This is a genomic window from Granulicella aggregans (assembly GCF_014203275.1).
In the GTDB taxonomy this organism is placed as follows: Bacteria; Acidobacteriota; Terriglobia; order Terriglobales; family Acidobacteriaceae; genus Edaphobacter.
On the sequence record NZ_JACHIP010000013.1, the window covers coordinates 1 to 16,891 of the forward strand.

At 56.3% G+C, this 16,891-nt stretch carries 11 protein-coding genes; 4 read left to right on the forward strand and 7 right to left on the reverse strand.

Annotated features, from left to right (window positions below):
- Together HDF16_RS24630 and HDF16_RS24635 are read left to right on the forward strand one after the other, a co-directional pair.
- Positions 1 to 2,481 (forward strand): TonB-dependent receptor domain-containing protein (locus HDF16_RS24630; RefSeq protein WP_184222662.1); only part of this gene is annotated, 2,481 nt, incomplete at its 5' end.
- 67 nt (positions 2,482 to 2,548) lie between these two features.
- Positions 2,549 to 4,957 (forward strand): hypothetical protein, encoded by a 2,409-nt coding sequence (locus HDF16_RS24635; protein WP_184222664.1) that lies wholly within the window; start codon positions 2,549 to 2,551, stop codon positions 4,955 to 4,957.
- A 44-nt stretch (positions 4,958 to 5,001) separates the two neighbouring features.
- Here HDF16_RS24635 and HDF16_RS31400 read toward each other — a convergent pair whose 3' ends face one another.
- The 6 genes from HDF16_RS31400 to HDF16_RS30950 form a co-directional block, all read right to left on the reverse strand.
- A complete protein-coding gene (locus HDF16_RS31400) occupies positions 5,002 to 5,136 on the reverse strand; it encodes a hypothetical protein (protein WP_277751196.1) in 135 nt (44 codons plus the stop codon).
- Between the two features lie 79 nt (positions 5,137 to 5,215).
- Positions 5,216 to 7,114, reverse strand: coding sequence for an asparagine synthetase B family protein (locus HDF16_RS24640; RefSeq protein ID WP_184222666.1), 1,899 nt, complete (start codon positions 7,112 to 7,114; stop codon positions 5,216 to 5,218).
- Between the two features lie 12 nt (positions 7,115 to 7,126).
- Complete coding sequence (locus tag HDF16_RS24645; RefSeq protein ID WP_184222668.1) at positions 7,127 to 7,501, reverse strand: lasso peptide biosynthesis B2 protein; 375 nt, start codon at positions 7,499 to 7,501, stop codon at positions 7,127 to 7,129.
- 20 nt (positions 7,502 to 7,521) lie between these two features.
- Positions 7,522 to 8,706 (reverse strand): phosphotransferase, encoded by a 1,185-nt coding sequence (locus tag HDF16_RS24650; protein ID WP_184222670.1) that lies wholly within the window; start codon positions 8,704 to 8,706, stop codon positions 7,522 to 7,524.
- A 203-nt stretch (positions 8,707 to 8,909) separates the two neighbouring features.
- Positions 8,910 to 9,164, reverse strand: a complete 255-nt coding sequence (locus HDF16_RS24655) for a PqqD family protein (RefSeq protein ID WP_184222672.1) — start codon at positions 9,162 to 9,164, stop codon at positions 8,910 to 8,912.
- A gap of 188 nt (positions 9,165 to 9,352) precedes the next feature.
- Positions 9,353 to 10,909, reverse strand: a complete 1,557-nt coding sequence (locus tag HDF16_RS30950; RefSeq protein ID WP_246410007.1) for a hypothetical protein — start codon at positions 10,907 to 10,909, stop codon at positions 9,353 to 9,355.
- Positions 10,910 to 11,397: 488 nt separating this feature from the next.
- On the opposite strand from HDF16_RS30950, the gene HDF16_RS24665 reads away from it, so the two are divergent.
- On the forward strand, positions 11,398 to 11,553 hold the full coding sequence (locus HDF16_RS24665) for a hypothetical protein (RefSeq protein WP_184222673.1): 156 nt from the start codon (positions 11,398 to 11,400) through the stop codon (positions 11,551 to 11,553).
- Positions 11,554 to 11,643: 90 nt separating this feature from the next.
- Here the strand turns inward: HDF16_RS24665 and HDF16_RS24670 are convergent, their stop codons facing one another.
- Entirely contained in the window at positions 11,644 to 11,916 is a 273-nt protein-coding gene (locus HDF16_RS24670; RefSeq protein WP_184222675.1) for a hypothetical protein, read from the reverse strand.
- A gap of 689 nt (positions 11,917 to 12,605) precedes the next feature.
- Here HDF16_RS24670 and HDF16_RS24675 point away from each other — a divergent pair.
- Positions 12,606 to 15,842, forward strand: coding sequence for a glycoside hydrolase family 2 TIM barrel-domain containing protein (locus HDF16_RS24675; protein WP_221313112.1), 3,237 nt, complete (start codon positions 12,606 to 12,608; stop codon positions 15,840 to 15,842).
- Positions 15,843 to 16,891 lie beyond the last annotated feature (1,049 nt).

Here is a 16,891-nt window from a genome sequence, read left to right on the forward strand (position 1 = left end):
GGGGGGACGCTTGGCGGATCGACTGCGCTCGGAACCACACAGACACTGATCTCGGTCGATGCATTGCAGGAGTTCCGCGTTCAGAGTTCGACCTATTCTGCCGAGTTTGGCCGATCGCCTGGGGGCCAGTTCTCGCTCGGGACGCGTGCTGGGACCAACTTCCTCCACGGGAGCGTGTTCGACTATCTTCGGAACGATGTCTTCGACGCAAATGACTGGTTCAACGCTCACTATGGCAAGCCGACGCCTGCTCTTCGACAGAATGACTTTGGGGGCACGGTGGGTGGTCCCGTCTTGATTCCTCGACTCTATAACGGCAGAAACCAGACGTTCTTCTTCGCTTCGTATGAAGGCCTTCGTCTGACACAGCCAACGGCCGCGACGATCCAATATGTTCCAGACGTGTTCATGCGGCAACAAGCGGTCGATGCCATGCGGCCTATCCTGAATGCCTTTCCATTGCAGAACGGAGTCGATTATGGGACTGCTGCAGGCCCAAGTCTCGCGCAGTTCATCTCCCCCTTCTCGCTTCCCAGCAAGATCGACTCGACTAGCGTACGGATCGATCACGCATTTCGACCCAAAATCGCTCTCTTTTTTCGGGTCGGAGTCACGCCAAGCTCTACGGTCGCCAGGCCGTATTTCGCCCGGACAACTACCAGTAGCAACGCACAAAGCTACACGATCGGGGCAACCGTCCAGTTGTCCGATCAGACTACGGATGAGTTTCGTCTCGGATATGCGCGTTCGGACTCTGCGCAGATTGGTGAGTTGGACAGTTTTGGTGGTGCCACTCCGATCGACCTCGGGGCTGCGATGGGGGCCGGTTCCTATCAACGGGCCGAGCCAGTGGTTGTCATGTCAATCTCAGAAATCGGATCGCCGTTGTTGACCGCTTACAACGGACGCAACGCAAGCCGGCAGTGGAACGCCATCGACACGATCAGTCTTCTGAAGGGTGTTCATGCACTGAAGTTTGGGGTGGACTACCGCCACATAAAATCACCGATAACGCCTCCGACTGTGGAACCGTATGCGATCTTCCTCAGTGCGCAGGAGGTGATCAGCGGCATGCCCAGCCTACCCTACGTCTTCAACTTCGTTCCCGCTACGCCACTGTTCAATCAAGCTGCCATCTTCGCGCAGGACGAATGGGGTGTCCACCAGCGGCTTCACCTCTCGCTTGGCGTTCGCTGGGAGCTGAACCCACCGCCAACAGAGGAACACGGCCGGGACGCGTATACGTTGCTTGGAGATATCAATAATCCTGCGACTCTCACGCTCGCGCCTCAAGGCACCTCGCTGTGGAAGACGGCTTGGTACAACTTCGCACCTCGGTTGGGCATGGCATGGACAGTCCACGACCAGCCGGGAAACGAAACGGTGTTCCGCGCAGGCGGGGGCGTATTCTTCGACTCTGCGAATGAAGTGGCGTCGCTCGGATACAGTGGGCTCGGGTTTCAGTCATTCGCGCTGCAGAGTGGAGCCGAGATTCCGTTTACCCCCAGCCAGCTGGTCGTTCCCGTCTCCGTGACAGCACCGTATACCAGCGGGACGATCACCGCGTTTCCATCTCATCTGCAACTGCCTTACACGCTACAGTGGAACGTCAGTATGCAGCAGGCACTTGGGAAGAATCAGTCCCTGACGCTTTCCTATGTGGCGGCTGAAGGACGACGACTAATCGGGCTGCAACAGGAATCTTTATCCGCGCTCAACCCCAACTTCGATCAGGTTCAGTATCTCGCATCAGGCGTGACCTCGAACTATCAGTCTTTGCAGGTAAAGTTTCAGCGCTCAGTGTCCAAAGGACTTCAAGCACTTGCTTCCTATACGTGGTCACATTCGCTCGACTTTGGGTCGAACGCCAACGCGCTGCCTTTACAGCGAGGAAACTCAGACTTCGACGTGCGTAACAATCTACAGGGAGGTCTTAGTTGGGAGCTTCCTGCTGCTTTCGATTCGAAGTTTCCCGGGTTGCTCCTGAACGATTGGGGAGTGGACGGTCGCCTCAGTGCGCGCACCTCCTTTCCGGTAACGCTTGGCGGAGCGCTCACCACCAACGCGGCCAATGGGAGCCAATACTCAGGCGGCCTCAATCTCGTGCAGGGCGAGCCGGTCTACCTTTACGGGTCGCAATATCCTGGCGGCCGCACGATTAATAGGGCGGCGTTCAGCCTGCCAGCAACGGGAGCGGCGGGCGATGCTCCACGAAATTTCATCCGTGGCTTCGGAAGCACCCAAGTCAACCTCGCGCTCCGGCGAGACTTTCCTTTGCATGACCTACTGGTTCTCCACTTTCGCGCCGAAAGCTTCAACCTTCTTAACCATCCAAGCTTCGGGTACGTCGATCCGACTTATACCGACGCGACTTTCGGTCAGGCGACTCAGATGCTGAACGCAAGTCTTGGAACCGTAGCGTCGCAGTATCAGCAGGGTGGTCCCCGATCAATGCAGTTCGCCCTCAAAATGACATTCTGAGGCCCGGCCTCTCCTCTCCCATCTGAAATTCTCTGCTCTCACCCCATCGCAACCCTTGGAGTTGGATATGACCCTTCGTGTGCATTTCGTCGCCATCGTCTTCGCTCTGCTGTGCCCTTTATCTAAAGAAGCATACGGCCATTCGTTCTCTGTGAAAGACGATATTGCGATGGTGCGGTTTAGCGACCCATCCTTCGATCCTGCGATCGTGGGCAGCGAGATGGCGAGGCCGTCGCCGCGTGGCGACTACGTCGCGATCGTTACGACCAAAGGCCTCCTTGCAACAGACGAGATCGAGTCCGACCTCACAGTCTTTCGAATCAAGGAGCTCTCTGTGTTCCTCGAGGGCGGGGGAGCTCGGCCTCAGCCGCGCATCGTCGCCTCGATCGTCTCCTACCCTCACCGGGAGCAGACGATCTCGTATGCGCCGGTGATCAAAGACATTCTGTGGTCGCCGGACGGGAAGGGCATCTACTTTCGGGGTGAAAACGGATCGGGAGCCTACCAGCTCTATCTCGCCAGCGCAGATGGAAGTGGGTCTCACGCCCTGACGCCCGCGAATCAGAGCGTTGACCGCTTCGACATAGTCGCAAACATGGTGGTCTATAAGGCTTCCATGCTTGTAGACAAGCATAGTTCAGAGATCGCTCGGGTCAACGCCGATGCATTGGTGGCGACGGGTGCTCGCATACAGGACGTCGTCTTTCCTAGCCAGCTCGGTACTCTCGAACCTGAAGTTTTCGCCATTTCGGTGCTCGAACATAAGAATGGTCGCTGGATCGCCCGGCGTGTGCCGGGCGATTCGAGCACGGAGATGACCTATCTCTCGGCGCTCTTTCCATTCGTGTTATCTCCGAAGGGACACCAGCTAGTTGCGCCTATGCCCGTTTCGACGATCCCAGATACTTGGCAGCGATTTGAACCGGTAACGGGATCCGAATATCTCCGTCTTCTGCCCGGTAAAGATGCTCAAATTACGAACGCTGGCGAAACCTTGCGGCCCCTGCAGTACATGCTCATCGACCTCGACACCGGTAAGCGAACGCCGCTCACGGATGCACCGAATGCCCGGAGCCTCGGATATGCTTTCGATAACAGCCGGGTGGCCTGGGCGACTGATGAGAAGCGCGTTCTGGCGACCAACACATTTCTCGGAACGCACGACGACAACCCGCTGGAGAGAAACCGGCCGTGCGGCGTTGCCAGCTTCGACCTTCCGTCGTTTGAACCCCGGTGCCTCTTCTTTGAAGAGAAGGGTCTCGACCGAACGGCATTCCACATTGAGGAAGTGTCTTTTGGGGCCAGTGACGATGAGGCCATCGTCACTTTGACACAAAGGCCCAACAGGCGCGTAACTCGACGCTATCGATTCTTTCAAGATAGCTGGCATCTTGCAGGGGAGGGTCCTGCCGCTGATACTACCACCGGGTCTACGGCCCTGCTTTCTCCTGAGATCTCGGACATGCAGATATCGGTCCGGCAGAGCCTTAATGAACCGCCGAAGCTGTGGGTATCGAGTCGCCGTACCGGAAAGGCCCGCGAGGCTTGGGACCCTAATCCGCAACTCGCGGATATGAGCTTTGGCGAGGTATCTCATTATCAGTGGGATGACGAGAGCGGCCACCACTGGTCTGGGCTGCTTGTAAAACCCGTCGGTTATCAATCCGGACGGCGATATCCCTTAGTCGTGCAAATGTACAACTACGTTGATGGTGAGTTCATGACCGACGGACTTCACCCGACAGCCTTTGCCGCGAGGCATCTTGCCAGCGTGGGTTTTGTAGTTCTTCAGGTCAGGAGGCAGGTGGATACCTTGTCGGAGGACGATCCAGAGGTGCATCTGGAAGGCTATAGGAGTGCAATTGATAGTCTCGACGCGGCGGGGATGGTCGATCGTAACCGGGTGGGCGTAGTCGGGTTCAGTTGGACCTGCTGGTACGCAGTCAATGCCATCATCAAAGACCCTCAGCTCTTCAAGGCTGCGACGATTGCCGACGGGCTCGACAACAGCTACATGCAATATCTGATGTTTGGTGCCGGCTCGGAGTCTCTCGAGAGTCAAATGGCACAGATACGGCAGACAACTCCGTTTGGGCAAGGACTGAAGAAATGGGTCGACGAGGCTCCAGGATTTCATCTTGACCAGGTACAAGCACCGGTCCGCATCGAGGCGATCAATCCGTTGTCGGTGCTTCAGGAGTGGGAACTCTACGCATCGCTGCGGCTACAGAACAAACCGGTTGACCTCATCTACTTCCCGCGGGGAACCCATATTCATCAAAGACCTTTGGAGCGCCTTGAGTCTCAGCAGGGAAGTGTCGACTGGTTCCGCTTCTGGTTGCAAGGCTATGAAGACCCGGACCCAGCGAAGGCGGCACAATATGAGCGCTGGCGAGGCTTCGCCAAGCTTCGAGCTGCAACCGCTCGAAGCTACGCCAGCCCAGCTGGAACGACGCCGGTCCCATCCCGCCCATAGATCAGGCGAGACGGGGCCGGCTCTAACGTCAACTGCAATTCCGACTACTCGTCCGCCTGGTAGGCGGCGTTGGAATTGAGCAGGGAGGTGCCGACTTCGTGCGGGGTGAAGATCTTCGGTCCCTTGATGGTTGATGTAGCCTTGAACGTTGCTGTTACCTTCGGTTGGATGTAGCGCATAGGTTTGTCCTCTTTTCGTCTTCAAATTTCCGTCGTCGCTGGAACGTGCACCGGCGCAGGCGGATCTTGTCGGCCGCCGTCAGGCGATCAATCTTAGGCCAGCATCGCCGGCGCGTTCTCCGCTCCCTCCGCGCATCGAGCGAAGCCAAAGTTCGAATGCAGTGGCTCGGAGAATCAAATGCCACCATTTTGGGTCGCCCTCAACCGTTTGGCGCAACGAGTGACGTAGCTTATCTCCATCAACCAACCCGGCATCGGCGATCATTGAGTTTGCAAATAACCCCTCGAGAACTTCGGATGCCTGCTGAACGGCGTGCAATGGCGCCCGAAGCTGGAAGGCCTTGCGGCGTCTCTCAAGTACTTCGTGAGGAACAATATTGATGAGCGCCCTCCGCATCAGCGAACGCCTACGGCCAGGGCGAAGTATCTGCTCCCTTGGAACGCTAAAAAGGAAGCTCACTAGGTCCTTGTCGAGAAAGGGATATCGATACTCGGGCCGCACAAGCAGTTGCGGAAACAGATGCGGAAGTGTCTCCATGACAAACCACCAGGCCGAGCTGTTATCGATGCGGTGCGGTGCGATCCCGATTCGAGCAGGAACCATCGCCTTGACGGATTCGATTCGCAGCGCCCGCTCCCGCAGTGATTGCGAAAGCCACGGTGGAAGATCGATTTCCTTCGGGCCTGGGTTAAGATAGAGACCGCCGGTATAACGGACTGTGCGCCACAGCATTCCGACAAGCGGGCTGCGATCAACCAGAGACCAGGCAAGGGAACGGCGAAGCAGTTGAGAGACGTTCCCTGAGAGTAGATGACCAGCGAGTTCCGGCAGCGGGTCGGGGACACCGCCCAAAACCTCATCCCCTCCGATGCCAGAGAGCACGCTGCGATAGTCCCTTTTCCACGCGGCACTATGGAGCCGGCGTTCCTGTTCGATGGAGAAGCTGTCCGCGCCAGGCATCAGGTAGACGCCACCACTGCCATCATGTGGCTCGAAGGTCCGCTGAGAGAAGGCAGTATTGACGTGCGCGCCCACCTTCCCTCGTCTCGCCTCAGTGATGGAGAAGTACGGTCTCTCATTAAGTGAGGCCTCTGAGTCGTCATAGAAGGACACGGTATCGAGAATCTCTGCGTTGGGATACTTGCGCCGGCGCAGGAAGTCGGACATACACACGATCGCGGTGGAATCCATGCCTCCGCTCAGTTGCGCGAGGATCGGTTCTCCAGGACCGCTGCGTCGCTCGACTGAATTCCGAAATAGCGCGAGAAAGTGCTCTTCATACTCGGTATCCGTGCGGTACTGAACTGTGGTCATGACCGTGGAATTCCAATGCTGATGCCGGCTCAGCACTCCCTTATGAACCTTCAGGAAGTGGGCTGGCGGCACTGAATAGATGCCCTCAAAGGGGGTTAGGTCGCCCACTTGACGGCCAGCCATGTAGCAAGCGGCGTAGTCATGTGAGAGCTGGAGTGTATCGTCCGTCAAATGGAAGGCTTCGAGATAGGTCCCCCAGACGGTTTCGCATTGGGTATGGCGGTAATAGAGCGATCTCGCGCCCGCATGGTCACGGGATAGATAGAGCGATTGATCCGTTTCTGACCACAAGGCCAGCGCCCAATCTCCAACGAAGCGGGAAAAGCATGCCTCACCCCATCGAGCGAATGCCGCAAGCGCGATCTGTGAGTCTGAGAGCGTTTCCGGATGTTTGACTCTAAGTTCTTCTGCGAGAGATTCGTAGTTGTCGAGACGACCGTCGAACGAGAGGACGTAGCGACCTTGAGGACTCTTGACCGGGCCTCGTTCAAATGTCGAACGCATGTGGCTCAAATAAGGTTGAACTCCCATGCCGAGCCTGCCGTCAAGGATCACTAATCCTGCGCCGGTCGCGTACCGTTGCATGTCAGCGCCAAGACGTTGCAACTCGGAAGCTGTTGCCGCGATTCCGTGTTCCTTCAACACACCGTAGAGGATGCTCATCGAATACCTCGCTCAGCAACGTTCTAATACCTCAAAGATCTCCGTGACGTATGGTTTGTCATTGATCACGCGCCCGTCGATTTCAACCCATGCGTGTGATTGGAAGGGAAGCAGCTGTGCCCCGATAACCATCTCCGCGTTCCGGCCATAGCGCCGCAGCAGAACAGTTGTTGTGGCCGAACGTTGAAGGCACAGCACTGGTTTGAAGTAGAAGACGCAAGCAAGATCGACGGCACGCGACAACTCGCCGTCACCCCGCGCCGTCTTGCCCACAGCCCGGGGTTTCAAGTTGCGGACAGCAGCATGGATCTCCTGAAACCCACGAAAGTGCATCAGCCAATCGAAGTACAACAGCAAGAGCCAGCTTTCAGCGACGCGTAGCAGCATGTTCTCTCCTGGCCAATCGATCAAACGAGCAACGCTCTCAAGAGGCTTGGCGCTTGTGCCGCGCGGTCCATATGCCTCGCAATCGCTCTCACTAAGGGGAACCGCCGCGGATCGCTGAGTTCTCGCGTCTGTAGCCAGTCCTTCCTGCCGAGAATTGTGGAGGCCGCCGCGATGAGAGGAGCGAAAGGCAAAGCGTCCTGGAGCACTCTCGCATCACAGATCGACGACATGGCCGTCAGATAGGTGTTTCGGAGATGCCGGTTGTAGGAGGCCTTCTGTGATGGATCCTCGATCTGATTCAGGAGCAGAAGGTGCTCCAAGGTCACAAGAGGATTCCCAACGTAGGCTTCACTCCAGTCAATAAACACGCAATGTGTACCGGCAAATAAGATATTGTCGATATTCAGATCGCCCTGCAAAATCGTGTCCGGAATGTCCAACTCGCTCAGGTAGTCGCAGGCATCTTCAAAGATATTCTTGAGCTCGCCGAGCCGTTTCGGCCCAAGAGGTGAAACTTTGGTGGATGTTTGACAGCCCATCGCCTCGTCGATGTACGCGAAGAGCGCTTCCGCGTCGTTTCGCAAGACATGTGTTCTGTGATCGACAGCTCCGGCATTGAGTAAGTCGAGTTCCTCACCCACCGTTCTGATCTGCAACACGGCCAGGGACTCGACAGCGATTTGCAGCATGCGTTCTACCTCGGGGGCTTCCCGCGGCAATTCGCTCAGGCTCTGTCCGCTGCTGTGCATCAGCCACGCATTCCATTCTGGCTTTTGCGCCACGACTTCAGGGACGTAATCACGGCATAACCGTGACAACAAAACAGACATGGCCCGTTCCTGCGTGTTCGGTGCGCCGGTTGCTTTGAGCCAACAGGTCGATCCATCGTTTATATGAAAGCGGAGAAGGCTAAACCCGTTACCAGCGTTGAATTGTTCGACATCGGCCTTCGATGAAACTTTGCTGGCAGTCGTAGTCTCAACCCACCGAACGGCCTCATCTGCCCACCCGATTTCGGTGATGGCATGAACTGTCTCCCCGCCCAGGACGGACAGCAGCCATGCTCGCTCCGTCGGTGATAGTTCATCCTTCGGAATTTGGCCAGGCTTGATTCCGATAAGGCCTTCGAAAATCTCTCTTTGGAGGAGTTCAACGATCGCGCAGGGGCGATCGCTATCCTTCGGAATCATCACATCGAGAACCAAGACCGGGAGTCCCCATTCCTCGCGAAGCGCCTTCTGTAACTGTTGCGCTGGCCGGGTGCCGGTCGGCACCGACACGCGGATCAGACGATACTGGTTTCGGTCTTCACGCACATACATCGCACGAGCAAAGGGACCCACTACGAGGACTCGGTACAGACTGGCGTCCTTAGAGGATGCAGACATCATGCGTCTCCTTCCAATGCTTAATGGGGCAACAGCTTCTGCGCCCGCAATGACTCGACAAACTCGAGGACATCGCGTTCCACGATTTCTGGGGGAACTCCCGCTTCACTGGATAGGCTGGCGACAATCGTCTCTAGACTGTCGCCGCGCTCAAGTCCCTGCCATACAAAGGCACCGGTTGAGTTGAGCGTCGCAATCGACCCAAGCTTCGTGTCGAGGACGGCTGCGCCGTTCTGGTTCACGATGGTCCGTAGATGGGAGCTGCCGTTTATCATGAGCGCACCTTACAGAGATCGTTCCTGAATCGTGAACTGAGCTTACCTCGGTCTCGGCGCCCCGCAAGGGCAAACTGCCCGTTTGGCCAAACATACTTCCATCGCTGAATCAACGGCAGTTACTAGCAAAAGTCGTGGTACCTAGCAATGAAGTTTTGGCCAGATCTACGCGTTCGTAGAAGTGATCTCTATACTGGGACGGCGACGCCGGAGACGCGGCTAACATCGCGAAGGTCATCGGCGTCTAGCATTATCTTTGAGCTAACGTCTTTGGGATTTGCTAACAATACAAAACGATTTCCCTCGCGCACTAGCCGTCCGCAAATAATTTCCATCCCTCGCCGCAGCACATAGATTGGCTGTGACCAACCCTGTTTGCGAGCGTCCCCGCGCGTATCGGGGACGCTCGACAGCGGCTCCAGAAGCATCCAGGATCCAGGCTTGATCACCGGATTCAGCCCCTCAATCGCTTTCTCCTTCGCCAATCGAATTACGCGGTCGTCCCAGATACGAAGCTTGGGAAACTTTACTGCCAGCAACGATGGCCATTCCGCGAACTCTTGTCGTCGAGTCTCCCAGACTTCCCTTGGTATCGGTGTGCTTGCTATCAGGGGTGAAACCAAAAGGTCGGCGTAGGTTTTCGTCATCAGCAAAAATTCGAGTGAAAAGCGGCTAGTGTCGCGAATCGTGTAGCCCCCGGATTGCAAGGCGTCCGTATAGCGCGTGGAGTGCATCAGTGCCAGCGTTAGGAGTACATCAACGTGCGGTTCCGACCGATTCGGACTGCGATACCGACGCAAGGTGCGTTCGCTGACTTTCGATCTAAATTCCATCTCAAGAAACTGTCGAACGGATCGCTCCTCGTCATGTGATCGCTGGAACCGTCTATACATCGTGGCAAGCAACCGATCTCGAGTCTCATGCTCCCAGGGAAGTAAGAGTTCGCCGCTACCATGGTATTTAGCAAGAGAGACTGTCGAATACTCGGGCAGAGGCAACTGCGTAGCAAACATGCGGATGCGACCGGCGATGCGAACTGAGCCAGGGTAGGAGAACTCCTGCGGGCCAGCGTAGGTTCGTTCAGAGGTCAGAAGGTAGAGCTTGCCCCGGATGACCATGCATCCGCTACAACGGTAGCCGTTGGGGAATTGAAGCAGATAGATGGAGCGCGGCTGCGGCTGGCGCAACTCTTCCGCATCTATAGGCTCAACCAATGCCACCGCTCCCGGCGGGAGACTCGATCCAAGACTGTCTTCTGTTCCGACTTGGACGTAGAACGCGTGAGGACGGCGCCACATTGCTCCCCTCAACGAACGCATAGGGACATCGCGCTGCCAGCTTCGTACCAGCTCGCGAAGTGTGCTGTCCGATGTGAAGCTTTCTGCGGGAGCCAGATTTAACGGCACGTCCGACAGCCTGTCTCTTTCGAAGGTGTAGGATTCCACGATCCGAGTGCGTCCTGCATTGAGTTGGCGGTCGTAATCTCCGAACACGCCCAAATCGTAACCAAACAGCCGATGTGCACCTTCGACCGTCAACGAAAACATGTCGGCGATCTCAAGTAACATGCTTAATGTGGGGTGCTCTCTCATCCGATGGAGGTTTGAGAGCAGGTTTTTCGTAAGGAGTTCGCGTCGTTCGGCGGCATGGCGCTCGCGACTGTTCGATGGTGTGATCTGCCGGTGCAGGTCACGCAGGTGCTCTAAGGCATCAGAGATCTCACTACGGGGAACGGGTCGATACACAGCGATGGCCCTCTCCTCAAAAGACTCAATTGCGGAGATGCGACATTGCAGATACAGGAACCGTATGCCACCGTCGGGTGGGTGACACACAATCGAATCCTTGCTATTAGAACCAGCAAAACGGATATTGCATCATTGGCAGCTTTGCTGAATAAAGCGTTGGTACCGGCTATGACGTTTCTTGCAAGTTTGCCTTGACTGCGCGGAATCTGCAAGGAGGGGCAGAGCTTCCGAATGGGAACACATGGCACATCACGTATAGCGTCGGCATCGGGTTTGTGCAGAGCCGAGCATCGATCTGAGATACCTGCTGCACTTGAGACGAGCTCGGGACCGGCGGACTCTTGTCCTAACCCATCGTTGGGAGAATGTGATATCGCGCGTGGCGTGCTTGGCATTGCCGAAGTGTTTCACGCAGTCAGCAGCCATTTGAACACTTTGCGTCAGCTCCTCAGCTGTGGCAAGGCAGTGATCCTGCCACCGGACGGATGGTGCGGATCCTCGGCGCCGTCGATGCCTACACGCGCGAGTGTCTGGCGCTGGAAGCCGACACCAGCCAGGGAAGTGCTCGTGTGACGCGAGTGCTGGAGAGTCTCATCGCCGAGCGTTGCCGCCCCGAGAAGTACGCTCGGACAACGTACTAACACAGGAAGGAAAAGCTGGAAAGAAGAGAAGATCCCTTAGCATCAAGTATGGGATGTGCTTGACGACGACTGTACCCTGCACATCCTCATTTATTCATTTTCCTGACCACGCGTCGGAAGATACAGAATAGCCGCGCCTTTCAACCCAGCGAACGCCTTTGGCAACAGCGGCTGAATGTCTACGTTGACAGATGTCTTATTCAGGTATAACCAGCGACCCTCTTCTGTAAGAATCAAGGGTAATTTAGCTTCTGATTCGTTGAGTTTGGGTTCGCCAAGCCTTTGCCTAACTTCATTAATTGTAAGGAGCCCGGTTTCAACATACCGTTTGAGCCTCCTGACATGTTTACGAGATAAGGTCATTTGGTTGCACATCCGCTTCGGGTTAAAGGTTAGGCCGCCTAATCATACTGGCCGTTGCGAACCACATCGGGAGAAACAGCCGAGGATAAACATCCTTAAAGGGTGGAGCGGGCGCCCTCCGCCTCGCTGGCATCTTAGACGCGGCCATGTGGGCTAGACAAGTGGGTAGCTTGGATCATCTCGTGTCGCTGTCTTGCACAAATATCTGGCCTAGTTTGGCTGAAGCTGAGAACTGTTGCGGTTCATGATCGATTCGCGGGCGGCGGCCCAAGCCGATGCAAGTCTCTGTTTTTGTTTGTGAATGCACGGAAAGGCCGCTTACGACCTGCCCTCATCACCCGGCTGTGAAAAAGCCTTGACTACACCAATTTGGCTGGAGGCTACGCTCGATGATTCTGACAGGGACGCGCCGGTAAAAGCGTATTTGGCGGCCACCGCCAAGAGGTCCTCATGAGAAGATTATCTTTGGCGCGTATGAGGATGCCCAGAGCTAAGAGACGGAAGCGATAAATAACATTTCGGCCTCTGGTTGCCAACGGTGTAGACAACGTTGTCATTTCCTAAACACTTCTGTATTGTTCCTGTATAGATCGACCGCAGACTGCCGCCACCCCTTAGACCAAAGGCTGAAAAGAGCCTTGACAGCCCTCGGTTGAGACTTAATTCAATGTTCGCGACTTGAGGGCGAGATGATTCAAATGCGTACCTTCAGTTGGGTAATGTGCAAAATGCTCGCGGTGTTTGCGCTGATTCCGCTTCTTCAAGCTCAACAAGCGGTGATGCCGTCAGAGGTGGAGAACGAGCAGGTCCTAGGTATCAACAAGGAGCCCTACCACGCCACATTGATGCCGTATAAGGACCGGAGCGAGGCGCTATTGGCTAAACGAAGCGCCTCAACCTGGGCTCGAAGTTTGAATGGCCAGTGGAAATTTCATTGGGTTCCGCGGCCTGAGGAGCGCCCTGTCGACTTCTACAAGCCGAGCTTCGATGTGAGCGCCTGGAAGGAGATTCCCGTCCCGTCCAACATGGAGATCCAGGGTTACGGAACGCCGATCTATACCAATTTCACCTACCCGTTCAAGAAGGATTGGCCCAGGGTGACCAGCGAGCCGCCCAAGGAATATACGGCTTTCCTCGAACGCGATCCGGTCGGGAGCTACCGGCGCGAGTTCGAGGTTCCTTCGACGTGGAATGGGCGGCGCATCTTTATTTCGTTCGACGGTGTCGACGCCGGCTTTTTCGTGTGGGTTAACGGAAAGAAGGTGGGATATAGCGTGAACAGCCGCAATCCGGCGGAGTTCGACCTGTCGTCCTATGTGGTTGCCGGGCAAAAAAATTTGCTTGCGGTCGAAGTGTACCGGTATACAGCCGGCAGCTACATGGAGGACCAGGACATGTGGCGGCTGAGCGGTATTTTCCGCAATGTCACGCTGTGGAGCGCGCCGCAGGTCCATGTGCGGGATTTCGCCTTGACGACAGATCTGGACTCGCGCTATCGCGATGGCATTCTGAGCGTGACCGCCAAGATCAAGAACTACTCGACCGTGACTCAGCCGGCGCGTCGCCTGCAGATTGAACTGGTGACGCGGAACGGAGCGAGCATCATCGCACAGACATCTGTAACGGTACCCGGGCTAGCGCCTGGGGAGGAGCAGGCTGTGTCGACCTCGCTTGCGGCCGCAAATCCTGCGAAATGGACCGCGGAGACACCTAACCTTTACACGGTGGTTTTATCGTTGGGAGGCGACGCAACGTCCGCGGAAGTTCTATCCGCGCGCACTGGATTTCGCAAGATCGAGATCAAGGATGCCGTATTCACGATCAACGGGGTGCCGGTGAAGTTGAAGGGGGCGAACCGCCACGAGAACTGGCCCGACACAGGACACTACGTCTCGGAAGATCGGATGGTCCGGGACCTCGAGCTGCTGAAGCAGGTCAATGCGAACCATGTTCGGACGTCGCACTATACGGACGACCCACGATGGTATGAACTCGCTGACGAATACGGAATCTACCTGGTGGCCGAGGCGAACGTCGAGTGTCACGGGTATATGAACGTGCTCGACCGGGAGCCGCGATACGAGAAGAGCATCGTCGACCGCAACGTCGCCAACGTCGAAAACATGAAGAACCATCCGTCGGTGGTGGTATGGTCGCTGGGCAACGAATGCGGCGGCGGCAATAGCTTCAAGACGGCGCTGGCGGCGGTCAAGGCAATCGATTCTACTCGGCCCACCCACTATGAGCCGTTCGGGGGTGGGCCGGACTTGCCCACGGATATTGAAAGCCACATGTACACCAACCCGACGGAGCTGCTACGCGTGGGAGAGGATTCTAAGCGGACCAAACCCTTGTACCTTTGCGAGTACGCCCACGCCATGAACAATTCGATGGGCTCGGTGGGCGACTACAACGATCTTTTCGACAAGTATCCAACGCTAATGGGCGGCGCGATTTGGGAGTGGGAGGATCAGGGGCTGTGGAACGGCCGCGACCCCAACCACCAGTACATGGCCTATGGTGGCGGCTTCGGAGATTTTCCGAACGACAAATACTTCATCCACAAAGGCGTGGTCTTTTCCGACCGATCGCCGAAGCCTCACTATCCCGAGTTGAAGCGGGTCTATCAGTGGATAAGCTTCACTGCCATCGACGTCGAACACGGAAAGATCGGTATCCACAACCGGTACGCGTTTACCAACCTCAGCAAGTTCGTGCCGCATTGGACGTTGAGCGAAGACGGCGTGACCATTGATCAGGGTACGCTCGCGCCTATCGATCTAGCGCCGGGCTCAACCAAAGAGATTACGCTGCCCGTTAAGCTCGCGTCGCCGAGAGCGGGTCGCGAATACTTTGTCCAATTCTCGTTCGAGCTGGCCAAGCCGGAGATGTGGGCCAAGACCGGTTATGCAGTGGCCACGGACCAATTTGAGATTCTCGCGGCGCCCTCGGTAAAAACCATGGTTGCGCAGTCTGCCGGACCTTTGAATTTGAACCAGGACGACAAATCGATCACGGTGGAAGGGGATCGATTCAGCGTCGTGTTCGACAAGCTTCAGGGTACGATCTCGCAGATTACGCGCAGCAGCATGGCGATGTTGGTTTCCGGTGGAGGGCCGAAGCTTTATCTATGGCGGGCACCTCATCGCAACGATGACCAATGGGCATCGATGTCGTGGGACAAGTATGGAGTCAACTCCCTGCAGACGATAGTGAAAGATATCAAGGCGACGCAGCTGAGCGATTCGTCGATTGTTGTCGAGGCGACCCTGCTTGAGCAAGGGCGTGAAGGATGGTCGGCAACCTTTACTACTGCTTACGCCATCTCGGGCGATGGTTCCATTGCGGTGAAAAATAACTTTGTTCCCGTGGGGGAAAAGATACCTCTGGCTAGAATCGGTGTGCGCTTAATGCTGAACAAGAGCCTAGACCGCCTTACCTATCTTGGACGCGGACCGATGGAGAACTACTCGGACCGGGATCGCGGATCGGATGTCGGCTTATATTCGAGTTCGGTGCTGGAGCAACTGACGCCGTATCCGAAGCCGATGGAAGCGGGAAACCACGAGGATATCCGATGGGCCGCCCTGGGCGGAGCCGGCCTGCCGACACTGGTGGCGGTTAGCGAGGGCAAGCTGCTGCAGGTTTCCGCGCTTCCGCTGATGGATGAACAGCTCGAAGCTCCCGCTCATTCGGAGGATCTGCCGCCGAGCACGTCCACGGTGCTCACGCTGGATACGAAGACGCTGGGTGTAGGGTCGAACAGCTGCGGCCCGAAGCCTCTACCCCAATATATGGTCTGGTCCGAGCCGACCGAGTTTTCCTACGTGCTTCGTCTTCTGCCGGTTGGAGACCACAACCTATCCGATGCCGCCAGATTGCCTGTTTCCAACCAGTCCAGCCCAACTGTCAATAGCCAGAAATAGGCGGTTCGTCGATTCTGCATCGGGAGTGCCCTGTTGAGTTTCAGGTCCGTTTGAATGAATCCTCGCTGGTCCAGACAGCGGTTCGGCTGCGGCTGCCGGACTGGTCAGCGCGTGGCCGGATCTGTCCGCGGTCTGTCCGCCACCGACTAGCCCGGGACATACTTGAACCCGGTCATCTCGGGCGCCATCCCGATGCGGGCGCCATCCGCGTCGGGAAGGACTACTACCTCATTCATACAACCGACCATTAGATCCTCCCGACAGGGGCATACCGCCCAGCGAACGATTTCCTCGCACTTGCGAAGATTTGGTTCGCTGCTAGCTGGTGGGAGGGATTCAGCATCGGGCCCGTCTCTGTTCGCGACTAGCATTGAGGAATGATGGCACCGACCCTGAAGATCATTGGTGTATATCAGCCTCATATCTGTGCGGAGGCCTGGAGAGAGAGCAACATCAGGTCACGGACAATGAAACTTACACGCAAGAGCACTTCGACAAAGCTTGTACTCATCGAAGCCGTCGTGGACGGCTAAAACGAGCCTTTTGATATGGGCGGGTTCGTGCAGGGGGACTCTGAGTCTCCGGATGATCGCATCCGGATGCAAGTGAAATATGACGAGGAGTCTCTCAGAAGGCGGCGATACCCTAAGGAACCGGAAGATAAATTGCATTTCCAGAACGGGACCGCTTAGATTTGCGGTCTGCCTCCATAACTTTCTTCCCGGCGAGTTCTGAGATGGCAGCAGGGCGAAGTAATATGCCGCCCGTTCAAGATATCCCCCTTCGCCTGCTGCTTTTGATGCCACACAACTTATTCGGCTCGTAGGAGTGCTAAAACCGACGTGATTCCAGAGGGCAGAACAAGTTGTAGATGGGAAGACATTCGTTGGATAGCCATTCGCCCACCAAAAGGTCCATGCTTCGAATTACTTGCCGGGCGGTCAGGGGATCGACATATCATGAAGCATTGGAGAAAAAACCCGAGCGTTCAATGCCTAACGCTGGCTCTCAGCACCACAATCTTCGGAATCACTGTTGGTCTATGCTTT

Bases quoted from the DNA above. Each gene is read 5' to 3' on its own strand.
- HDF16_RS24675 (WP_221313112.1), top strand. From the start codon at position 12,606: ATGATTCAAATGCGTACCTTCAGTTGGGTAATGTGCAAAATGCTCGCG.
- HDF16_RS24665 (WP_184222673.1), top strand. From the start codon at position 11,398: ATGGTGCGGATCCTCGGCGCCGTCGATGCCTACACGCGCGAGTGTCTG.
- HDF16_RS31400 (WP_277751196.1), bottom strand. From the start codon at position 5,136: ATGCGCTACATCCAACCGAAGGTAACAGCAACGTTCAAGGCTACATCA.
- HDF16_RS24640 (WP_184222666.1), bottom strand. From the start codon at position 7,114: ATGAGCATCCTCTACGGTGTGTTGAAGGAACACGGAATCGCGGCAACA.
- HDF16_RS24635 (WP_184222664.1), top strand. From the start codon at position 2,549: ATGACCCTTCGTGTGCATTTCGTCGCCATCGTCTTCGCTCTGCTGTGC.
- HDF16_RS24655 (WP_184222672.1), bottom strand. From the start codon at position 9,164: ATGATAAACGGCAGCTCCCATCTACGGACCATCGTGAACCAGAACGGC.
- HDF16_RS24645 (WP_184222668.1), bottom strand. From the start codon at position 7,501: ATGCTGCTACGCGTCGCTGAAAGCTGGCTCTTGCTGTTGTACTTCGAT.
- HDF16_RS24670 (WP_184222675.1), bottom strand. From the start codon at position 11,916: ATGACCTTATCTCGTAAACATGTCAGGAGGCTCAAACGGTATGTTGAA.